Source organism: Bacillus sp. FSL R9-9834, from assembly GCF_038006905.1.
Classification (GTDB): Bacteria; Bacillota; Bacilli; order Bacillales; family Bacillaceae_G; genus Bacillus_A; species Bacillus_A pacificus.
In genome coordinates this window covers 37,206-57,579 of record NZ_JBBOWD010000002.1, presented here as the reverse complement: position 1 = coordinate 57,579, position 20,374 = coordinate 37,206, and the positions used below count along the sequence as shown (strand labels likewise).

Sequence of the window (20,374 nt, the reverse complement as noted above, 5' to 3'; positions counted from 1 at the left end):
CAGTAATATTTTTTTCGTATTCACTTAAAAAACAAAAACAGCCTGACCACATATTGTCATTATATTTAGGTGTATGGACGTTTTTTTCTAGTATATCTTGATTAAATAAAGTTAGGTCGGTTACTTCAGTATCTATAAATTCAAATACATGATCGTATGTATCAGAATTATAAGGTTTGCAAAAAAAACTTTGTTATCAAATCGATAAATTTTCACATAGTCGAGAGAATTCGTATCTATTTTCATATACTTTACTCCTATATTATTTATAATTTCATGGATATCTTATAGTAAATCACTTCTTGTAATTTATTTATTTTGCAATTTATTTATTTTGAATTTTCTTTTATTTTGGGTTATACTAAGAAAAAGAGTCGAATCTCCTTTAGGCTATGTTATTACAAAAAACCAATTCTACCATACAAGAATTGGTTTTTTGTAATTTATTCACTATAAATCTCGCAACTAGTTTTTGGGTTGCTATTCCTAATTAAAATTCATTTGTGCTATACTTTTAAAGAGAACATAACAATGACAAGTCTCTTCTATGTATAAATAACTTGTCACTGTACTTTTCTCTTGTGTCTTCTTCTTGTATCTTGAAAGAGCCATAATCTCAGCCATTGGGGATTGTGGCTCTTTTGCGTTCTTAATATAATATACATTTGAAGGAACGTTCCTCAAATTTTAAAGTTGGTTATTTTTTCATGTTCAGTTGGTCCATATTTGAGAATTACATATAAAATATATTCTTCAAAAAATATATAAAGAACCGGGCAATTTATGCCTGGTTCTTTTAAACTAAATTTGAGTTTGGAGTTCATTAAATTTAGACGCAATCTCTTCTTTTTCTTTTTGCTCATCTTTTGGTGTATGCGTGAAACATACGGAAATATTCCTTGTACCAATAACCTTATGAGCATCTGGTAAAAGTTTTTCTGTCTTCGCTTTATTTTCTAAACTCCGTTTATTTCCATTTAGATCATTATTAAGGAAACTGCGAAAATAAATTTTTTCTTGCTCATTATCTTTACTGGTAGGATATGAATATGAATATGAACAAGCCAATCTATCTTTAAATTTAATACTAGCTTTTGTTGGAATAGCGTTATGTAGAGCCTTGAAAAAATCTAGTGGTTTAAAAGGACCGTTTTTTGCATAATCAATTTCTAAGAATTTGCAAAGGTCTTTGTATAAACTAGCGTTTGGTCCTACTAATGGTAATGTAAATGACTTATATTCCCCTTTAATTTCGTATTCTAATGGTAATTCCAAAAATTCTCTAGTTCCTCTTTTAAATAAGCCCAATGTATATATTTTATTTGTAATTTCATCATACTTTATCTTATTATTTATATCTTTATAATCATACTTGAAAATTGCACATATTTCTAAATTGTTTTTATAGCGTATTCCATTTACAACCTGGTAATCAATTTTATGTCGTAACATATCTTCTGATAAAGAAAACAATCTTCCTAGTTTAAAGATTCCTCCCATGCTAATTCCCCTTCCGTAAATTAAATATACTTATTTTTTAGTAATTACGTGTACCTTTTTATTGTATCGTATAATTAGGAATTTTTTCAACACTTGTGCTGCATCGGCTATCAATGCTATACATTAATCCCTCCATTTTAGTAACAGGACAAGTACATAAGTATGTTTAATTTAGTTAGATTATGTAATAGGTGAAGTGGACATGAAATCAGTTGTTCTTTCTATATTAAGGTGAGGCATCTGTTAGGAAACTAATATAAAAATATCTGAGTTTTTTTGGAATAATTAGAAGGACTGTGGAGAATTTTGATAGAAATAACTTTATAAAAACGGAAGTGATTCTTTGAAAAAAATCATGTTTTTATTATTACTATTTATTGTTATTAGTTCCTCTATTTTTGTTCTTTCACATTTCAATAATACACATACTGATATTCCTTTCTCTACAAAAGTAACAAAAAATAATTATGGAAAACAAGATGGGATTACGATGTTTCAAGCTTATCAATTAGGACTAAAGGAAGCGAGGAAAATAGATGATGCATGTGAATTAATATATATCGGAAGTATTGAGGATGGAGAAAATAGTGGTCAAAATGGAAAAAAAGAAAATTGGAACATGATTCTTGGTTTATTAAATGAAAAAAACGATTAATAGTCTCAATAGAGAAAAGTAAATTAAAAAAGGCATCTGTAATAGAAGAATTAAATGAACCAACTATTAAAAATGAAGAAATTAAAATTGACAGTAACACAGCAGTAGAGAAAGCAATACAAGATTTTGCATTACTACCTGGACAAAATATGGTTGCTAAAGGATATCATTTTAGACTTTTTAAAGAGGAGAATAATATATTTTTATCAATTATAGGCAGTAAAAATCAAAAAGAAGAAGAGATATTTTTAGATGGAGTGACAGGTAACTATCTAGGCAGGACGCAGGTTAATTAATTAAAGGAGGTGACAAATTACGTTGTTATATTAGTTTTTTTAAGGGGGATATCAAATTGAGAAAATCTATTATTACTTTTTTTCACTTGTAACACTCTTTGCCTTGCCGGTTAGCTCCTTGGCAGAAACTAATCTAAATGAAAGTAATGAAACTGTAACTATAGAAGGGAAGGAGCTACTTGCTAATTATAAAAATGAGGTTGTAACAGCATATGTGGCTGCTTCAGGTAAGAAAACTTATCATGGTACAACACCACGTCAATATGTTACCGCTGCAGTGCATCCATATACATGTGGCAATGTTTGCTCTGGGACTAGATTTCCAAAAGGGACTATTATCAATACTAGCTATGCCTAATGGTACTGCAAAGAACACATTTGTAGTGGAAGATATGGGAGATGTATATTGCACAAGGGATATAACATACAATTGGTTTGATATTTATTTTGGAGTATCTAATACTAGTAATTATAATAATGCAGTCAATTTCGGTAAACAACCAATCAGCTACTCTAGTTATTAATTTTCTTGTTGAAAATTAATAACTGTTACCCCGCTTGGACTAACATTATAAGTAATTGTTACAACATGATTAGGTGGATTGTGAGCGTTGGTATATGTTTTATATTTAGCTACTACAATAAAGGTAAAAGTATATTTTTGGGGTCGCTCAATCTTTATAATTTTTGCATCCGTTAAACTATACTGATGATCTGGTCCAAGTTTACTTCGGATAGTTTTACTTGCGTAAGGAGCTAATAAAGTATTATAAGAATCATAAAAATCTTTATTGAGTATATTTTCTGCCTTTCCTTCTATTGGAGATTTAAATAAAACCAGTATTAAAAAACCACAAAATACCATTAACAGTTTCCGTTTAAACATAAAATCGACTCCAAACTCATTGTATAATATCGATTAGAGTGCACAAAAAAATAATGAATTATTCATTTGTAATATTTTTAATCAAATATCAATGTAAATTACGACCAGTTTTGCACTTATCTTAACTACTCTTTCCTTTTATACTTTTTGGTGTTATTAAAATAAATTTTGATCAGAAATTCTGTTATTCAAACTTTCTTATGCAACTAACAGGGGAGTTTAGTTCGTAGCTGTCAGTTGGTGAAAATTTCATTCTATTTCCGACAAAGAAAAAACCCAATGCAATTGCATTAGGTTTTAAATATTGGTACAAAGCGTTCGCCAAGTAACCGAGTCAATATAGCCTCATCTAAAAAGCAAATTTCGGTAGACCAATAGATATTAGAGGGCGACTAGCTCTGCAAGCTTGGCCGCTACTTCTGCCATTGACTCTTCTGAAGTGTTCAGACCGCTTCGTGATCCGAGTAAGGGACTGACTTCGCGGAGCGCTTCATATGTTGTATTGTGCACAATCGGAACGAGCCGCTCACCTGCGAGGAGTGCCGAAAGTTCTTTGTCGGCAATACCCTCTGTAGGGAGGCGGCGTAGCATCGCAGGAGTCACCAGCACAATCCCAACTCGTGAGTTCGCTAAGCCTTTGTCGATGGCACGAAGCAACGGCACACCGAGTCCAACGTCTTTCTCGCTGAACCAGACGGAGACACCATGTGACTCAAGTAGATCGTGCAGATCCTTGGCTGCCCCTTTCCGGTCGTCCCACGCATGGCAGAGGAAGACATCCCGAAGGTCAGGCTGATTTGCCAGGATTTCGACGTTGTTGCGGACTGGTGTAAGCGTCCGAACTTGTTCAAGCGTGTACAATATGGGTGAACCTTTTCCTGACCAGCTCGGTTTTGAACTGCGTACAGAACTTCCTCCGCTGCTTCGGCTGCCCCCACTTGTCAGGGACGAGGAGTAAGATGACGATGAATACGAGTTGTAGCCGCCATAACGCCCTCCTCTGCATGCTGGACAATTGGCTGCGGCACTCGCTGAGCTATGTCCCCTTACTGGAGCTGTACATCTAACCATGTTTCTACCTCCCTAATTGAATGAATATTCTTACAAATTATATCATTTTTCACCAATAAAATACATAAGATTTGAGATGCCCTACCTTTTATCATGGAGGGTATGTAATTCTTGTCTTGAGAGCATATTGTTTCTACCTTTCCTGTGAATTTGGACTCAGGGCATTGGATGTTTAGAAAAGAGAACGAATATGCGTAATTTTCTATTTTCATTCATGCCACGCTAACGGGAAACATTAGTTTAACGAGAAAAAGGCAGTAGTCACTATCATGTTCTTTTATTATCGGGCGCGATTGTTGAAGAAGCGATACTCTTCTTATTAAATTAAATGGGGCTTTAGTGAAATAAGGGGCATTAAAATAATCAAACTTTATTCCAAATCTACAACAATTCTGCTCATATATACGCTGTAAATCTTCAAGAAAAGATAAATGAATCGGATTTTATGATTTTAAAAATGAATGTCGTCTCTTTAACCCAATATAACGCTGACTAATCAGAGCATGCACTGACGTTATTATACTGATGTATATAATAGAAATCAATACTATGATAATAGGTAGATTTTCCCTCACCTTATTCGCTTTTTTTGATTTGAATATTATTAAAACATTATCTATAAATATATAGTTTTATAATTTTAATTATTATATACTTATACAAGTGATTTAGCTCTTTTTGCGAGTTGAAATTAAGTTATATGTAAGGAGCGGTTTAAATGAAGAACAAATTTATGCGTATGATCATGTTAATAGTGGTAATGGCTTTATCAGTTACAACACTTGCAGCATGTGGAAATAATCGTGATCCTGAAGAAGTTGCTACAGCGTATTTCGAGGATGCAAAAGAAGGAAATGTTAAAGATTTTGGTGAGTTATTCACTCCAGAAGCAAAAAAAATAGTTGGTTTTATTGGCGGAAATGCAGAATTAATGAAATCAATTAGTGAAGACCTTAAAAGCTATAAGATTCGAAAAGTCGAAGAGAAAAATGAAATTGCTACAGTAACTGTTGATGCTGTATACAAAGGTAATCCTAAAAAAGTAATCGTAATTGAGCTTGAGAAAACGGATGATGGTTGGAAAATTAGTAAATCATAAAAAAACGGTCTAGAATTCTAGACCGTTTTTTAGTTTCCTCAATTTTCTTCTTCGAAATCACGTAGACTTGCAAGCAATTCTGTAAATGTTGAGCAAACAGGATGTATTGCTTTTTCCATGTCCTCTTCTTCATGATCCCAAAATACGATTGTTGGTGATGTGGGATTGTTACGGTAGTCAAAGCATAAGAAATTCCCAAAAGGGTCATTTGCGAAAGGATATATGTTATCTAATAATTCTTCTTTTACATCTTCGTAATTTTTAATAATTGAATACTCATCTTCCATATGGAAGGTCAATAAATCATTGAATACATTTTCATCTTGTCCTGGTACATCAAATATTTTAGGCCGAGGGTAACCTCCATCGTATTCTTTCACACATTCAATAAAATCATTAGGTAGTTTAATGTTTAAATATTTTTCTACTTGTTCGATTTCATAATCTGTAACCTTTTCTTTACTTACACCGACCCATACAATGTTATGCATTAATAAACCTCCCTATTTTTCTCCGTCTTTACCCCAGATGTTATACCCACCCGTGTGACCAGTCTGCTTATGCAATTTCGCGTCTACAAGCTGCATTCTGCCTGTGTCCTGATGGTGATGCCATGTATATGTTTTGGGTTTCTGACCATTTTTAAATAATTCAACTTCCTCTGCAGTAAATTTAGCAGCAAGTTTGGGATCTTCTAATATCTGTTCGTATAACAGTTTATTACATATTCTATCATGAGTAGGTCTTGATTTTTTAAAGTCAACTTCTTTTAATTTTACTTCAGCAAAAGCATCGAAAATAGGGAATCCCTTTAAGTCATATGGTATACCTGAAACTGGATGTTTATCGCCAGCTAATTCACCCATTCTTAACCTAATTGTCTTTGGACCATTTTTACCTTCATAAGTATAGGTGGCCGCTTTCTGTAAATATTGATGTGTGCTACCAATTCCCGCATATGAAAGGTATTTACCACCTTTGAACTCATAGTTATTTAATATATGCAATGCATTCCTATAAGCAGGAGAATTAATTACAAGTGATTTCCCTTTGTTAATACCTGTAATTGCAGCTACCTTCCCCGCTTGTCCTGCTTTACTAAGACCCTTATCCCCCAGAAGCCCGAGTCCTAGCGTTGCTACACCATAAGATACATAATGCTCTCTACTTTCCATATCTCCATTCCAAAAATTGTTTACAAATGAATCAGATAGAGCATTCAACGCAGCAGGAATAGTTTCATCATAGTTTACAATCGCATCTCGCATATTTAACCAGGTTTCTTTATCACCTAAGGATATTAGTCCTTCCCAGGCATCCACTGCACCATCTACAAACCCAGTAGAAATACCAGTCCACGCAGCATTTAAATCCTTTTTGTTCAAAAATGACTCTTCTGATTTTGGAGGGAGTTTACCACACATGCCTCCTTCTTGAATGTCAGAGTCAACTAAATTTCCACCATACAATTCATCCGCTTCTCTGAATTTAACAGCTGCACGATCTAATTCTATTGCGATTTTATCTAATTCTTGCAAAATGTTAAACATCATTGGCTTTGCTTCATTAAACATCTGATAGAAACGATCACTGCTTGCTCCGCTCCACTGTGAAGCTATATATTCAGTTTGAGAGTATAAATCTTTATGTAAATATTCTAATGATGATTTCGTATTTTTTACGGTTTTAGCAGCTTGTTCTAATTGTTCCGGTGTTACTTTAATTTGTGTGCTCATTCCATCCCTTCTTTTCGTGTATATTATGAAAATTATAACATATCATTATTTCATGAATAGTTACCATTTGAAAATATCCATTTCTAAAAGCGAGAATATTTCGCCTTACAAAAAAGACCCAGTTCCTAATAAGGAATGGGCTGTTTTTCGTGATAAATATGTTTTATTTTATATTAAATACAACATTAAAATTTATTCTGATTTTGGTTGTACATTGTACGCAGATCAAGCTACCCCTTCTCTATAAAACCACAGTTATTTTTTCTTATCGCCTGTATTATGAATTAATGTATATACTTCTTTATTTAGCCCCTTATATTACCAAACGTTGACCAAAAAATAAAAATATGGTATGTTTACTGTAGATTAGATATATATTGAATGCATATCCAATATATATAAAGTATAGTACTTAACTGAATTGCATAAACTAAAAAAGACGAGATGCTGTCAACATCTCGCCTTATAACTGCTACTGTCAAGGTGGTTGTTATTATGCATTATCTTTTTCTTTTAGGCCCACGCTTGAACTTTGGTCGGTGAAGCGAGGGTTTTTTGTTGTCTTTTTTTTCAAATTGCTTTTTCAGTGCATATGCTGAAACCTCACGCACAACTGCTCTTGCAATTTCTTTTAAAAGTTCAAACAAAAATTCCATGTTATATCACCCCCTTTCCTTCCGAATGGAAAGAAGGGATAATAACAAGCCCACCTTCACACGATATACAGTTATACTTCTATTTTACCATACTTCTACACTCTAAAATAGCAAATTCGTCCAATTGAAGCCTAATCATAATCTTATAGTTTAAGAGTTTAACAAGAAATTAGTTTACTATAATTAAAATATGTAAACTTAAATGTTTGATTTTTTTATCTTGTAAATTTCATATAAAGCTTTGTACTCAACCTATTAATAGGTTCATTTTTAATTGCGTTTCTCATTTCTTTTTGTACTCTTTTTTCATCTAAAATAAACCTCCTTTAAAATCAACTCTTAATTTCCTTTTATTAACTTTACATTTATATAAAACCTATTTTAGAAATTTTAGTAATTTATATAGAAGTTGACGTAAAAAACGACCTCTCAAATTCCTCTCTAATAATCAATAGCGAATCAGTTAATACAATTATATTCAACGGTTAAAAAACCTCTTAAAAACGGAAATAGACCCCTTGTAACGTTTTTTCGTTTTTTTGGAGTCTATCCTCTTTGGGAATTCTATTCTTCTATGTCTTCTTTTACTTCGGCGGATAAAATGTCTTCAGCAAACTTCTTGTAGCCATTATATCCTTTCTTTTCAGCCTTTTTCTTTATTGCTTCTAAAACTTTTTCATCAAGGTATAGGCTTAAATGCTGCTTTTTTTCTTTTAATTTCTCCTTTGATCTATTTTCAATTCTTTCTTTGAAAATTTCCAAATCCTTTTTCAAGTATAATCGTTCAGTAGATTTCCCTTTATCAATCTCTTTAAAGGGCAATATCCCATCTTTAGCTGCATTATGAACGTAAGTCTTAGATTTATTTAGAAATTCAGCTGCTTCTTTTAATGTTAAAGAGTCTTTGTATAACTCCTCTAACTTTTTTACATCTTCTTGCTCAAAACGATATCCACCATCTGCTTTCCAGGTAGCCAAATTAATAGGTTCGATGTGTTTATACTTAACTAAATAGCCTAATTGATTTTTGGTTAAACCTACTCTATCGCATGCCTCTTCTAAAGATAAATAGTTCATTTCTCACCTCATCCGAAACTTTCATTCTAGCTGTTGTTTAAACTTTCTTAGTTGATATTTTGTTAAACCTGTTTCTTTTACTACATCTGTGATTGAATACTCCTTATACTGCAGGTACTTAAATGGATTTTCCATATAACGTTCTCGTACCTTATTAAATGTACTCTTTTTCGATAAAGAATTCAATTGCTCTCCTTTCTCTCGGATGGAATCAAAAATGGGACATCCTTTACAATGTTTGTAGTTTCTCTGTTTTGCCTGTTCTTGCTCATCTGTACAATTCACTGATAGGTTGTTCAGAGGGCAAATTGAACAATGGGTGCTTTCTAAATTATGGATTTCATGTAAAATTTTCAGACGAAGATGAGTCAAAAAATCTCCTCCTACCGCATTTGGATTGAAATGTACAAAAAAATCAATTAAACATTTCCATTATACATTATCTAAATAGAAACGTTAAATAATAAGCTGAAAATATATATTTAAACATTTCATTTTATACCACAATAAATTATGTATTTAATGTATTCAAGGTAGTGCAATGAGAAGGTATCGAATAACCTTGCTTGGATAAACCGTGTCTCTTAAGAGCTCCTTAAGGCGCGTCCGTTACCTTGAGGGCAACGAACGGTTGTAGACTTCGATGTTGCAAGGATCGTTGTCAAACAAATTGTTTACATGTATTCAATGTAAAACTCTTATTAAATTAAGGTTTTTACTCCTAAGTATAGATAACATGTATATCTCGTCTGTATCCCTTTTTGACTTGCTCTTGATTGACCAAATAAGTCAAAATACCTTTCTAAATTTCCCTCTGATATTCCCCTATTTTATCTTATTCAAACTTGCATTCCAATAACCCATTTCTCATACGCCTGTTTCTAAAATAATAATTTAAATTGGGACCTCTGAGAGATCCCAATTAATTAAAAAGTAATGTCTCCTCTTGTTACATCATTTACAATTTTTATACTAATCCCTCTAACATCTCGAAGACTTCTAAATTATTTTTTTGGTAGTTCAGGGAATAAATAATGTAATATACAGATGGTCAAACGTCTGGATTTGCCTTTATACGGATATATATGCATATACATCGATGGATTAAAGTTTGCCTCAATAATTCCATAAGCATTTTTATTAGCTGCAGGAAATTCTGTATTTTCAATAATCAAATCCATACCACTAATATTTGCTCCAAGTGCCGACACAGCATCTACGGCAATTTTCTTATAATCATCGGGAATTTGATCTGTCATATCAATTGAGTCTCCACCTGTACTGACATTAGAATTTTCTCGCAGAAAAACAATTTCATCACTTGTTGGAATAGAATCTTTTCGATACCCTTGAGCTTTAAGCATTAGGACCTCTAATTCACCTAATTGTATATTTTCTAAAGGTGTTCTATGGTCCATTCCTCTTAATGAATTCAGGTTCTTTTGAGCGACTAACTCTTCAATCGTATGTGAACCGTCTCCTATAACATTGGCTGGAATTCGTAATAAAACGGCAGAAACTTTGCCATCTAGCACAAAAAATCGATATTCTGTTCCATTAATAAATTCTTCTATTAATACTGATGAGTCCTCTTTAAATGCTATTGTGAGTGCTTTTTGATAGTCTTCGTAACTTGCTCCGTTTTCTTTAAAGATAGATATTCCTAAACCATAATTTGTTGTTTTTGGTTTAACGACAAAAGGCTTTCCTGCAAATATATCATAGGAACGTAAGGCTTTTTCTATATCACTAAATTCCTCACCTATTGGTACACGAAATCCATGCTGTTGAAGAATTTTCTTTGTTACTGTTTTATTTTCCATAATTAATGGTGATATATAACTATCTTTACTTGTCATATTCCCATTTTTCACATATTCAACATGATTTCCTAACTGTAGTTTTAAAAATTGATCTTGTCGATCTAAAACGTCTACTTGTAATCCTTGTTGAATAGCATCAAACATTAAAATTTGTGTAGACAACTCCATGTCAGTAAATCCTGATAGTTGATATGGTTTATCCCATGCTTTTTTATAATTTTCTTTAGCAATACGGGAAGCTACCTGACTTTGACTACTTTTTATAATCTCTTTATAAAGTCTTCCAGCTAAAGTCTTACTTGGATCTGTTAGCATTTCTCTCAAGTTAACAAATAAGGTATTCGAAACAGTTATGTCTAACAGCCCTGTTAAATGTTCCATCTCATCAATAATACGCTCAGCATCTGTTTTAAATTGCGTATGTTCTAACGGATGTTCAAGAGCCACTAAATTATTTTGAAAATCACCGATTTTTACCCATTCATCATTATTATCGTCTTGATCAATCCAGAGTAAATAGATGAGGAAAAGATGTAGAAATTCTGCTTGTTCATGGCTAATTCCATATGTTTCAAAAGGATTTAAATCTAGGTTTCTTAATTCAATATAACGAATCCCATGATTTTTTAAATCTGAAACTTGAGGACCGCCCCTTAAACGGACAGATGCATAAAATTCTTTTTCTTCTAATAAAACCCCTTTACTTACCAGCGAAGAAAGATCAGATATATAGTTCTGTAAACTACTATAGGATACTTGAACATCATTTTCATTACTATAACCATATTTACTATTTCTAATGCTTCTTACGGCGTCATTTAAAGGATTTATTTCAAAGAAATTCTTTTCACTACTAGGAGAAGCACCGAAGAAATAAGTTATTAACCATCGATAGTGTAAATAATTCCTTGTGACTTTCAGATAAATTTCTGTTTTAAATTGATGATAATCTTTTATTTCTGATTGTAATTCAAATAATGCCTGAATCAAATTATCGCTAAATTCAAAATTGTAATGAATACCACTAATCATTTGTTTTCGTCGACCATAAGAATTAGATAAATATCGACGATATAAAACATTTTCATGATTATTAAGTTTCGCAATAACAATATCTTCTTCTTTTTCGGGCAACTGTGGTGGCATGCTTAATGGCCAAAGCATTTCGTTATTTCCCATAGAACGATAGGCAACATCATGGATAGCTGCTAAATAATTAAATAAATCTCCTAGTGTCTCAGTAACTGGTGTGATTAATTCCATTTGTGTTTCAGAGAAATCTCGCTGAATATAAGGATGTTCATCTCTTACTGAAATACTTTTGGGATGTTCCGTTTTAGCTAAACTTCCTGATAGGTCAACTCGTTGACTTTCTTTTTCAACTCCAAAACGTGCTTTTAATAAATATGGTTTAATACGGTCATTGTTTAACATTTTTTTCATTTCCATACAAACTGTACCTCCCATCAACTCAAATATTTGATATAGAAATAGCTAAAATTATAACCATTATTTTTTTGAATTTAGCATTTGGATATTAATGGCCAAAGCATTTTATTCTTATCCACGGAAAGAGAAGGGATTTCACGAATAGCTGCTAAGTAATTAATCATGTCTTCTAATGTTTTAGTATTAGGCTGAATATATGATCTTGTATCTCTTATCGAAAACGGTTTAGACGTTTCAGTTGAACTTTCAAATAAGTCAACTTGTCGATTTTCCTTTTCAATCTCATAACGAGATTTTAATAAGGATGGTTTAACACGGTAATTAAATAACATTTTTTTAATCCACATGAACTCTTCCTCCCAATTTATTTGTTTTTACAAACTATATAATATGACAAAATATAACAATCAAAAGCACCCACATCTCTACATGCGGATACTTTTGTTACTATATTTTGCTGTAAACTTAAATACTTCATATGCCATTGGAAGTGGGTATTGTTGTAAATAAGAATCATCTTAAATACTTCATATGGAAAGAGAAATGCTCATTTAAGAAAGTGGAAATAAAGAAGTAGCTATGATCATAGCCCTCCATTTTTTTATAAGTTACCATTTGACTATTTTTTTGAGCGTTCTCTAAGAAAATATGTTCTTCCAATTGTTTCGGATAAAACTCGTCTTGACTACCTTGCATAATAAGAATTGGTGGAATAGTAGCTTCTTTAATTAATTCTGAAGCATCCCATTCTTTCCAAGAATCTTTGTCTTCACCTAAATAAGAGGTGAAAGCATTTATTCCCCATGGTACTTGACTAGGAGTTAAGATTGGAGAAAAAGCAGAAACCGCTTTGAATCTCTTAGCATTTTTCAAACCGATCACTAAAGCCCCATGTCCTCCCATTGAATGCCCCATTATGCTTTCTTCACCTGAAAAATTAGGTACTATAGTCGAAGCAATGGATGTTAATTCATCTACGATATACGAATACATTTTATAATGCTGTGCCCAAGGATCCTGGGTAGCATTTAAATAAAAACCTGCCCCTTGTCCAAGATCCCATGCTGCAACATCAGAAACGTATTCTCCACGTGGTGAAGTATCTGGCATAATCACTGCAACTTGATGTTTTTCAGCCAAACGTTGAAATCCACTTTTTTGACTAAAATTATCATCTGTACAAGTTAAACCAGATAACCACCATATAAGTGGAATTTTTTTCTTTTCTTTATTTGATGGTAAGTAGATACTAAATTTCATATCACATTGCAAGACTTCGGAATAATGGCTATACTTACGTTGCTCTCCTTCGAAAGAACGATGTTGTTCAATACATTTAAGACTCATTATCTCACTCTCCGTAAGTTAAAATCGTACGAATGGATTCACCTTTGTGTAATAAGTCAAATGCCGCATTGATGTCTTTAAATTCTAAATGATGAGTAATAAATGAATCTAAATCAATATCACCATGCATATAATCTTCGACCATTTCTGGAAGTTCAGATCTTCCTTTAACTCCACCAAAGGCTGATCCACGCCATACTCGGCCCGTTACTAATTGGAATGGACGAGTATGGATTTCTTTACCAGCACCAGCTACTCCGATAATAATACTTTCGCCCCAACCTTTATGACATGCTTCAAGAGCGGATTTCATTACTTCAACATTACCAATACATTCGAAGCTATAATCCACGCCACCATCTGTCATTTCGACTATAACTTCTTGAATTGGGCGATCATAATCTGCAGGATTCACAAAATCAGTCGCTCCCATTTTTTTAGCGAGTTCCCATTTTTGGGGATTCAGGTCAACTGCAATAATTCGGCTTGCTTTTGCTTGAACCAATCCTTGAATAGCTGCTAATCCAATCGCTCCTAAACCAAATACAGCTGTTACAGCTCCTTCTTCAACTTTTGCAGTGTTGTGTACAGCACCAATACCTGTAGTCACACCACATCCTAATAAAGCAACTTTATCTAACGGAGCGTTTTCAGCGATTTTCGCTAAGTTAATCTCATTAACAACTGTATATTCACTGAATGTACTAGTTCCCATGTAATGATAAAGGGGCTCTCCATTATAAGAGAAGCGAGTTGTTCCATCAGGCATTAAACCTTTACCTTGTGTTTCTCGTACAGCACTACATAGGTTTGTTTTACCAGAACGACAGAATTTACATTCTCCACATTCAGGTGTATATAGTGGAATAACATGATCCCCAGGTTTTACTGAAGTAACTTCATCACCTACTGAAACGACAACACCAGCACCTTCATGGCCTAATACAGCAGGAAATACTCCTTCTGGGTCGTCACCTGATAATGTAAAAGCATCTGTATGACAGACAGAAGTATATAGTATTTTTACTAATACCTCTTTTGCTTTTGGCTCTTCTACATCGATTTCTACGATTTGAAGTGGCTCCCCTGGCTTAAATGCAACAGCAGCTCTACTTTTCAATTGAATCCCTACTTTCTTTTTTTATTGTTTACACCACTAAGATTACACTTTATAATTTTAATTACAATACTGACAAATTTGTCACTATAAACATTTTTTTCGCGAGAGGAAGGTCAAAAATTATGGTTATTCATTATAAGGACAAGGAATTTTTCACTGGAAAAGATTTAGCTTTATCTGTGATAGGAGGGCGTTGGAAAATAGCAATTATATGGTGTTTGTTACAACGTTCGCCATTAAGATTAAGTGAAATACAAAAAAAGCTGCCTGAAGTTAATCAACGTATGTTGATTAGACAATTAAGAGAATTAGAAGACGATAAAATAATTACTCGATGTGTATACCCCGTAGTGCCTCCTAAGGTTGAGTATGAACTTAGTGAAATTGGTCATCAACTAGAGAATGTTGTAACAGCCATCTGTGATTGGGGAGATGACTTTAGTGATTTTGTAGAAAAAGATTCGGACGAACTTAGTTGAAGAAACAAGTAAATATCGATTCATTAAAAATAGTGCGTAATTGTATGACTTAATCCATAAATTTGCATACAAAAAACCGATAACTTTGCATCGAATGCTGTAAAGTCATACGTAACGACTAGTTAAGATAATTAACGAAAATATACGCTAAGTAAATTTCGACATAAAATGAGCCGAATTTCCTACTCTAAGGGGTCCCGCCAACCAAATGACATAAAACCCACGTTAATAAATTTTATGGAAAATAAAAATCCGGTTTTCCTGTATTAAAAAATATTTTACAAAGAAAAAGCTGATTTCCTTATCTTAAAGAAAATCAGCTTTTGGCGTAGTTATTAATTTAGAGGTTGATGGGGTTCAGCCGAGATACGTGTAAAAACGGGGCATAAGCTGTAATATATTTCCATTGTTGGGTTTTTAGATAAAAATATCTACCTCATGATTAACAAAAAGCTGATTACCTATGCGCTATAAATGAACTGCCCCAATTGTTAAACAAAACCTAGCAATTGGGGCAGTTCATAGTTATCATTTGACTCTTCTAGTGACCTTCTCAAGTAAAGCACCCTTTGGTTGAATAAGATTTATTTATTCATTCCCATCAATCGCTTAATTGTTCTTATTTGGGGTACAGTCAGGAAAATGCGGATTTACAACGCTAAGCCCATTTCCCCGACTATTCCCCCAGTTTTAACAACGTTAAGAAAGTTTCAAGGGTCTTAAAGAATCTAACGAGACCATTTTCTCCGAATTAAAATGGTATTCTCCAAGTAAATTAATATGTTCCCAACCTAGAGGTGACATATGGTGCAATAATTCTTCATTAAAACTACCTGACCGTTTTTGATATTCAACTGCCTTTGTTAGATGTAAAGTATTCCAGATACTGATGGCATTGATGATTATGTTTAAAGCACTGGCTCTTTGCAATTGATGCTGCATGGTTCGTTCCCTAAGCTCTCCTTGTTTTCCGAAGAAAATAGCTCTTGCCAGTCCATTTATGGCTTCTCCTTTATTCAATCCTTTTTGTATTTTTCTTCTTAATGATTCATCCGAAATATAATTCAAAATAAAGATCGTTTTTTCTATTCGGCCCATCTCACGTAAGGCTGTAGCCAAGCTGTTTTGTCTTGAATAAGAACCTAATTTCCCCATAATAAGGGATGCTGAAACTGTTCCTTCCCTTATAGAATGAGCTAATCGCAAAACATCCTCATAATTCTCTTTAATGACCTTTGTATTTATTTGTCCACGTAAAATGACTTCTAATTTTGGATACTCACTTGCCTTATCTATTGTAAATAATTTCGAGTCTGATAAATCTCGTATTCTTGGAGCAAATTTAAATCCTAATAAATGGGTCAGTCCGAATATTTGGTCTGTGTAACCAGCCGTGTCTGTATAATGCTCTTCTATGTTTAAATCCGTTTCATGGTGCAACAAACCATCTAAAACATGAATCGCATCCCTTGAATTAGTATGAATAATCTTTGTGTAGTAAGAAGAGAATTGATCACTAGTAAAACGGTAGATGGTGGCTCCTTTTCCAGTTCCATAATGTGGGTTTGCATCTGCATGTAGTGATGAAACACCTAACTGCATTCTCATACCGTCTGATGAGGATGTTGTACCGTCTCCCCAATAGGAAGACAATTGTAATTTGTGATGAAAATTTACTAATACGGCTTGGGCTTTATTCATTGCATCTTCATACATGCGCCATTGAGATACATTGGCTAATTGCTTATATGTAAGTCCGGGTGTTGCTTCAGCCATCTTGCTTACACCTATATTCATTCCCATTCCTAAAAGGGCAGCCATAATAATAATCGTTTCTTCTTTATCCGGTTTTCGATTATTGGAAGCATGAGTAAATTGCTCATGAAATCCTGTTATATAAGCAATATCCATCAGTAAATCGGTTAATTTTATTCTTGGTAGCATCTGATAAAGGCTTGCACTAAACTTTTTTGCTTCTTCTGGTACATCTTTTTCTAAGCGTGCAAGTGACAGCTTTCCTTTATCAAGAGAAACTCCATCTAACTTGTTGGAATTGGCAGTTAACCACTTTAACCTTTCATTAAGGCTGCTGGTTCTCTCCGTTATATAATCTTCGAATGATAAACTAACTGATAATCTCGTATTCTCTTTCGTTTGATTCCATGTAAATTCGGAAAACAAATATTCCTCAAAATCTCTATATTGTCTGCTGCCAACAATGGAAACATCTCCTGCCCGAACATGCTCCCGAAGTTCTGTTAAAACAGCCATTTCATAGTAATGACGATTGATTGTTGTACCATCATTCTCGTATAAATGCTTTTTCCAACGTTTTGAAATAAAATCCACAGGTGAGTCATCAGGTACTTTTCGTTTTCCGGATTCGTTCATTCCTCGGATAATCTCTACAGCTTGTAAAAGTGGCTCATTTGCCTTTGTAGAATGAAATTCCAACACCCTTAATAGCGTTGGCGTATATTTTCTTAGTGAATAAAATCGTTTTTGCAGTAAGTCTAAATAATCATAGTCAGCAGGACGTGCAAGCTCCTGGGCTTCTTCGACCGAAGAGACAAAAGAATTCCATTCAATAACGGATTCTAAAACCTCAAAAACGTCTAATTTTTCCTGTTTTGCTTTGATCAAAGCTTGTCCGATGTTCGTAAAGTGTATAACTTTCTCATTCAGCTTTTTACCGTTCAGTTTCTGAATTTCCTCTTGAGCCTTACGACCTTTTGATAAGAGACTAAGTATTTGTCTGTCATGAATTTCAAAAGCTTTATCCGTCAAATCTTGATTAAGATGTAATAAATAGACGGTTAGTATTGAATATCGTTTATTTTCCTGAAAATCACGGAATGCATAAGGTTCATATCTTGAACCCAAGCGAGACAGCTGTAACAGGCGATTGCGGTGCAAATGATTAATTTGCACCGTTTCTAATTCCATTCCTCGTATGTATTCGAGTCGTTCTATTACTTTTAAAAAGGTTTCGGGTGAAGGATGTCCCGGTGGTTCTTTTAACCAACCCAATATCGTTTTATTGGATTCTGACGAATGCTGCAAGGTAATAATATCTTCAAGTTTTTCTTTTTGTTCATTTGTTAGGGATTGACTAACCGTGTTAAATAGCTTCTTTTCAGCCATTGCCCTTGCTTCCCACACTATTCTTTCAAGTGTAGTGATAGCAGGCAGTATGATTTTGTTTTTTCTTAGAAAATCTATGCATTCATGTAGTAGATGAATGGCATCACCATTTTCCAAAGCCAATTGATGTAGGTGCTTAAATGTCATTCTATATTCTTTCAGGCTTAATCACAGGGTTACTGCTCTAGTCCGTCAGATATATTACAATAAAAGGAAAATGGTTTAGCTTTGCTGCTTTTCTTAGTTATCTTGATGGTCTCTATGTTTGAAATTATACTATTAAAAAAACATGTAGATCAGAGGGAGAACCAGTGAAGAAAAATTGGAATGAAGAAGAGCTTTTAGCAAACTTTATGTTAATGCCAAATGAACTACATCTATCTATGGGGAATAAAACAGAAACGAACCGTTTGGGCTTTGCCGTGTTACTAAAGTATTTCCAACAGAAAGCTAGATTCCCTAGCCAAAAGCAAGACATCCCAAAAGTAGTGATCGAGTACATAGCGAAACAGCTTGATGTTTCGCATGATCAATTTGATGAATATAGTTGGGGTGGAAAAGAAAAGACTTATACCCGACATCGAAAAAATATAAGGGATTTTTTTGGATTTCAGGAGCTTACACGTACAGATAATGATCGTTTGGGACAATGGTTAGAAGAACAAGTTCAGTCTACACATGATACAGACTATTTAAAAAACCAAGCATACAGTCTCTTTCGTAAATGGAAAGTTGAACCTCCTTCTATTGGGAGCTTAAAGCGTATGATTGACTCTGCCATTGATACTTTTGAAAAGAGCTTATATAAAATGACATATCAGCAATTATCTGCTAAGACGTGCACTCGGTTAGATGCTTTACTTGAGTCCCATGCTGATGAGGATTCTGATGGAGAGGAAACCGACATTTTAACTTTTCGTCAACTATTATCTTCTCCTCGTAAACCAAGTGTAAATGCGATGGAGATGGAGGTTAAAAAACTGTTAGCTATACGACATCTCCAAATTCCTAATGGTTTGTTTCATCATATGACTCCAAAATTACTAAAGAAATATCGACTTCGTGCAGCTACTGAGACTGTAACGGAATTGCGAGCACATCCAGCACCCATTCGCTACACCTTACTTGCCATCTTATTTTGGCATCGTCATGCTGAAGTTATCGACTATTTAGCTGATCTGTTGGATGAAATCACTCTCAAGTTCGGAAATAAGGCCAAGAATACTACCCGTAAAGAAGCAGTAGAAGAGTTGGAAAGGGTTCAAGGGAAAAATAAACATATTATCAACTTATTAAAAGCGACGGTTAATCATCCAGATGGAATTATTCAAGATACTCTATATCCGATTGTAGGCGCTTCAACAATTCGGGATATTATTAAAGACATGACAAGAAATCACCGAGAATACAAAGAAAAAATCTATATAAAGATGCATTCTTCCTATCGGGGGCATTATCGGATTGCTTTCTGTAATATCTTAAAAAATCTTACGTTCAGATCTAATAATCAATCTCATCAACCTGTCATTGAAGCTCTTCAACTAATTCGAGAATATGGTGATAGTGGTCAACGTTTTTTTGCAGCTAATGACGAAATTCCTATTGAAGGAGTGATCCAGCCCAAATGGAAGGATATCATTATTGAGACGGATAGTAAGGGAATGGAGAGGGTTAACCGAATCAATTATGAGATTGCTGTTTTACAAACACTTCGAACGCGCCTCCGGTGTTTTACCGTTAATATCAATAACATGTGTTGTATTATCGATTTTACGAGTACTGATGTTAGAATTTACTTTATCAAAAGATAATGTAGAACTGCCCCACATTTCATTAAATTCAACCTCATATATACCAGCTAGTTCTGGCCAATTGATTTCTACAACATGTTGTTGGTTACCATCTAAAATTCCTTGTTCCATATTCGTTTCAGAACCATAGGTCCTAAAATTACTCTCAATCCTTACTTCTTTATTAAAACAAGTATAAAATGATTCCTACTTCAAATACTAAAAAAAAACTATTGAAGGATATGA

At 33.7% G+C, this 20,374-nt stretch carries 16 protein-coding genes and 2 pseudogenes; 5 read left to right on the top strand and 13 right to left on the bottom strand.

Annotated features, from left to right (window positions below):
• Positions 1 to 801: 801 nt before the first annotated feature.
• The gene (locus MKY00_RS27910; RefSeq protein ID WP_016117882.1) at positions 802 to 1,500 is read right to left on the bottom strand and encodes a DUF6037 family protein; all 699 of its coding nucleotides are present in this window, start codon (positions 1,498 to 1,500) and stop codon (positions 802 to 804) included.
• 343 nt (positions 1,501 to 1,843) lie between these two features.
• Here MKY00_RS27910 and MKY00_RS27905 point away from each other — a divergent pair, with 343 nt between their 5' ends.
• Both MKY00_RS27905 and MKY00_RS27900 read left to right on the top strand, forming a co-directional pair.
• A complete protein-coding gene (locus MKY00_RS27905) occupies positions 1,844 to 2,155 on the top strand; it encodes a hypothetical protein (protein ID WP_016117881.1) in 312 nt (103 codons plus the stop codon).
• 508 nt (positions 2,156 to 2,663) lie between these two features.
• On the top strand, positions 2,664 to 2,975 hold the full coding sequence (locus MKY00_RS27900) for a hypothetical protein (protein ID WP_000266556.1): 312 nt from the start codon (positions 2,664 to 2,666) through the stop codon (positions 2,973 to 2,975).
• On the opposite strand, the gene MKY00_RS27895 is transcribed toward MKY00_RS27900, so the two are convergent.
• A complete protein-coding gene (locus tag MKY00_RS27895; protein WP_000476435.1) occupies positions 2,972 to 3,337 on the bottom strand; it encodes a DUF3888 domain-containing protein in 366 nt (121 codons plus the stop codon). The two genes, MKY00_RS27900 and MKY00_RS27895, sit on opposite strands and share 4 nt — an antisense overlap.
• A 381-nt stretch (positions 3,338 to 3,718) precedes the next feature.
• Positions 3,719 to 4,198 carry a toll/interleukin-1 receptor domain-containing protein gene (locus MKY00_RS27890; RefSeq protein ID WP_227599714.1) on the bottom strand — a complete coding sequence of 160 codons (480 nt, stop codon included), beginning with the start codon at positions 4,196 to 4,198 and terminating at the stop codon, positions 3,719 to 3,721.
• A gap of 928 nt (positions 4,199 to 5,126) precedes the next feature.
• Between MKY00_RS27890 and MKY00_RS27885 the strand changes: the two genes are divergently transcribed.
• Positions 5,127 to 5,507, top strand: coding sequence for a DUF4878 domain-containing protein (locus MKY00_RS27885; protein WP_000790787.1), 381 nt, complete (start codon positions 5,127 to 5,129; stop codon positions 5,505 to 5,507).
• A gap of 38 nt (positions 5,508 to 5,545) precedes the next feature.
• On the opposite strand, the gene MKY00_RS27880 is transcribed toward MKY00_RS27885, so the two are convergent.
• The 9 genes from MKY00_RS27880 to MKY00_RS27840 all read right to left on the bottom strand — a co-directional run bounded on the left by MKY00_RS27880 (position 5,546) and on the right by MKY00_RS27840 (position 14,715).
• Positions 5,546 to 5,998, bottom strand: coding sequence for an SMI1/KNR4 family protein (locus MKY00_RS27880; protein WP_000551584.1), 453 nt, complete (start codon positions 5,996 to 5,998; stop codon positions 5,546 to 5,548).
• A gap of 12 nt (positions 5,999 to 6,010) precedes the next feature.
• Positions 6,011 to 7,243, bottom strand: a complete 1,233-nt coding sequence (locus tag MKY00_RS27875) for a WXG100 family type VII secretion target (protein ID WP_000107149.1) — start codon at positions 7,241 to 7,243, stop codon at positions 6,011 to 6,013.
• Positions 7,244 to 7,743: 500 nt separating this feature from the next.
• On the bottom strand, positions 7,744 to 7,899 hold the full coding sequence (locus MKY00_RS27870) for a hypothetical protein (RefSeq protein WP_000394774.1): 156 nt from the start codon (positions 7,897 to 7,899) through the stop codon (positions 7,744 to 7,746).
• Positions 7,900 to 8,463: 564 nt separating this feature from the next.
• Positions 8,464 to 8,976: a helix-turn-helix domain-containing protein gene (locus MKY00_RS27865; protein WP_001108536.1), complete on the bottom strand. Its 513-nt coding sequence runs from the start codon at positions 8,974 to 8,976 to the stop codon at positions 8,464 to 8,466.
• Positions 8,977 to 8,997: 21 nt separating this feature from the next.
• Entirely contained in the window at positions 8,998 to 9,348 is a 351-nt protein-coding gene (locus MKY00_RS27860; RefSeq protein ID WP_000149387.1) for a hypothetical protein, read from the bottom strand.
• A 632-nt stretch (positions 9,349 to 9,980) separates the two neighbouring features.
• Entirely contained in the window at positions 9,981 to 12,248 is a 2,268-nt protein-coding gene (gshAB, locus tag MKY00_RS27855; RefSeq protein ID WP_000425292.1) for a bifunctional glutamate--cysteine ligase GshA/glutathione synthetase GshB, read from the bottom strand.
• A gap of 74 nt (positions 12,249 to 12,322) precedes the next feature.
• The gene (locus tag MKY00_RS27850; protein ID WP_000264853.1) at positions 12,323 to 12,595 is read right to left on the bottom strand and encodes a hypothetical protein; all 273 of its coding nucleotides are present in this window, start codon (positions 12,593 to 12,595) and stop codon (positions 12,323 to 12,325) included.
• Positions 12,596 to 12,761: 166 nt separating this feature from the next.
• Positions 12,762 to 13,595, bottom strand: a complete 834-nt coding sequence (gene fghA, locus MKY00_RS27845) for an S-formylglutathione hydrolase (protein WP_000053341.1) — start codon at positions 13,593 to 13,595, stop codon at positions 12,762 to 12,764.
• Positions 13,596 to 13,599: 4 nt separating this feature from the next.
• Positions 13,600 to 14,715 (bottom strand): S-(hydroxymethyl)glutathione dehydrogenase/class III alcohol dehydrogenase, encoded by a 1,116-nt coding sequence (locus MKY00_RS27840; RefSeq protein WP_341035494.1) that lies wholly within the window; start codon positions 14,713 to 14,715, stop codon positions 13,600 to 13,602.
• A 122-nt stretch (positions 14,716 to 14,837) separates the two neighbouring features.
• Between MKY00_RS27840 and MKY00_RS27835 the strand changes: the two genes are divergently transcribed.
• Positions 14,838 to 15,194, top strand: a complete 357-nt coding sequence (locus MKY00_RS27835) for a winged helix-turn-helix transcriptional regulator (RefSeq protein ID WP_000234699.1) — start codon at positions 14,838 to 14,840, stop codon at positions 15,192 to 15,194.
• A 699-nt stretch (positions 15,195 to 15,893) separates the two neighbouring features.
• Here MKY00_RS27835 and MKY00_RS27830 read toward each other — a convergent pair.
• A pseudogene (locus MKY00_RS27830) lies at positions 15,894 to 18,503 on the bottom strand (Tn3 family transposase); the annotation flags it as partial.
• A gap of 146 nt (positions 18,504 to 18,649) precedes the next feature.
• Between MKY00_RS27830 and MKY00_RS27825 the strand changes: the two are divergent.
• Positions 18,650 to 20,068: pseudogene (locus MKY00_RS27825) on the top strand (DUF4158 domain-containing protein); the annotation flags it as partial.
• Between the last annotated feature and the right edge of the window lie 306 nt (positions 20,069 to 20,374).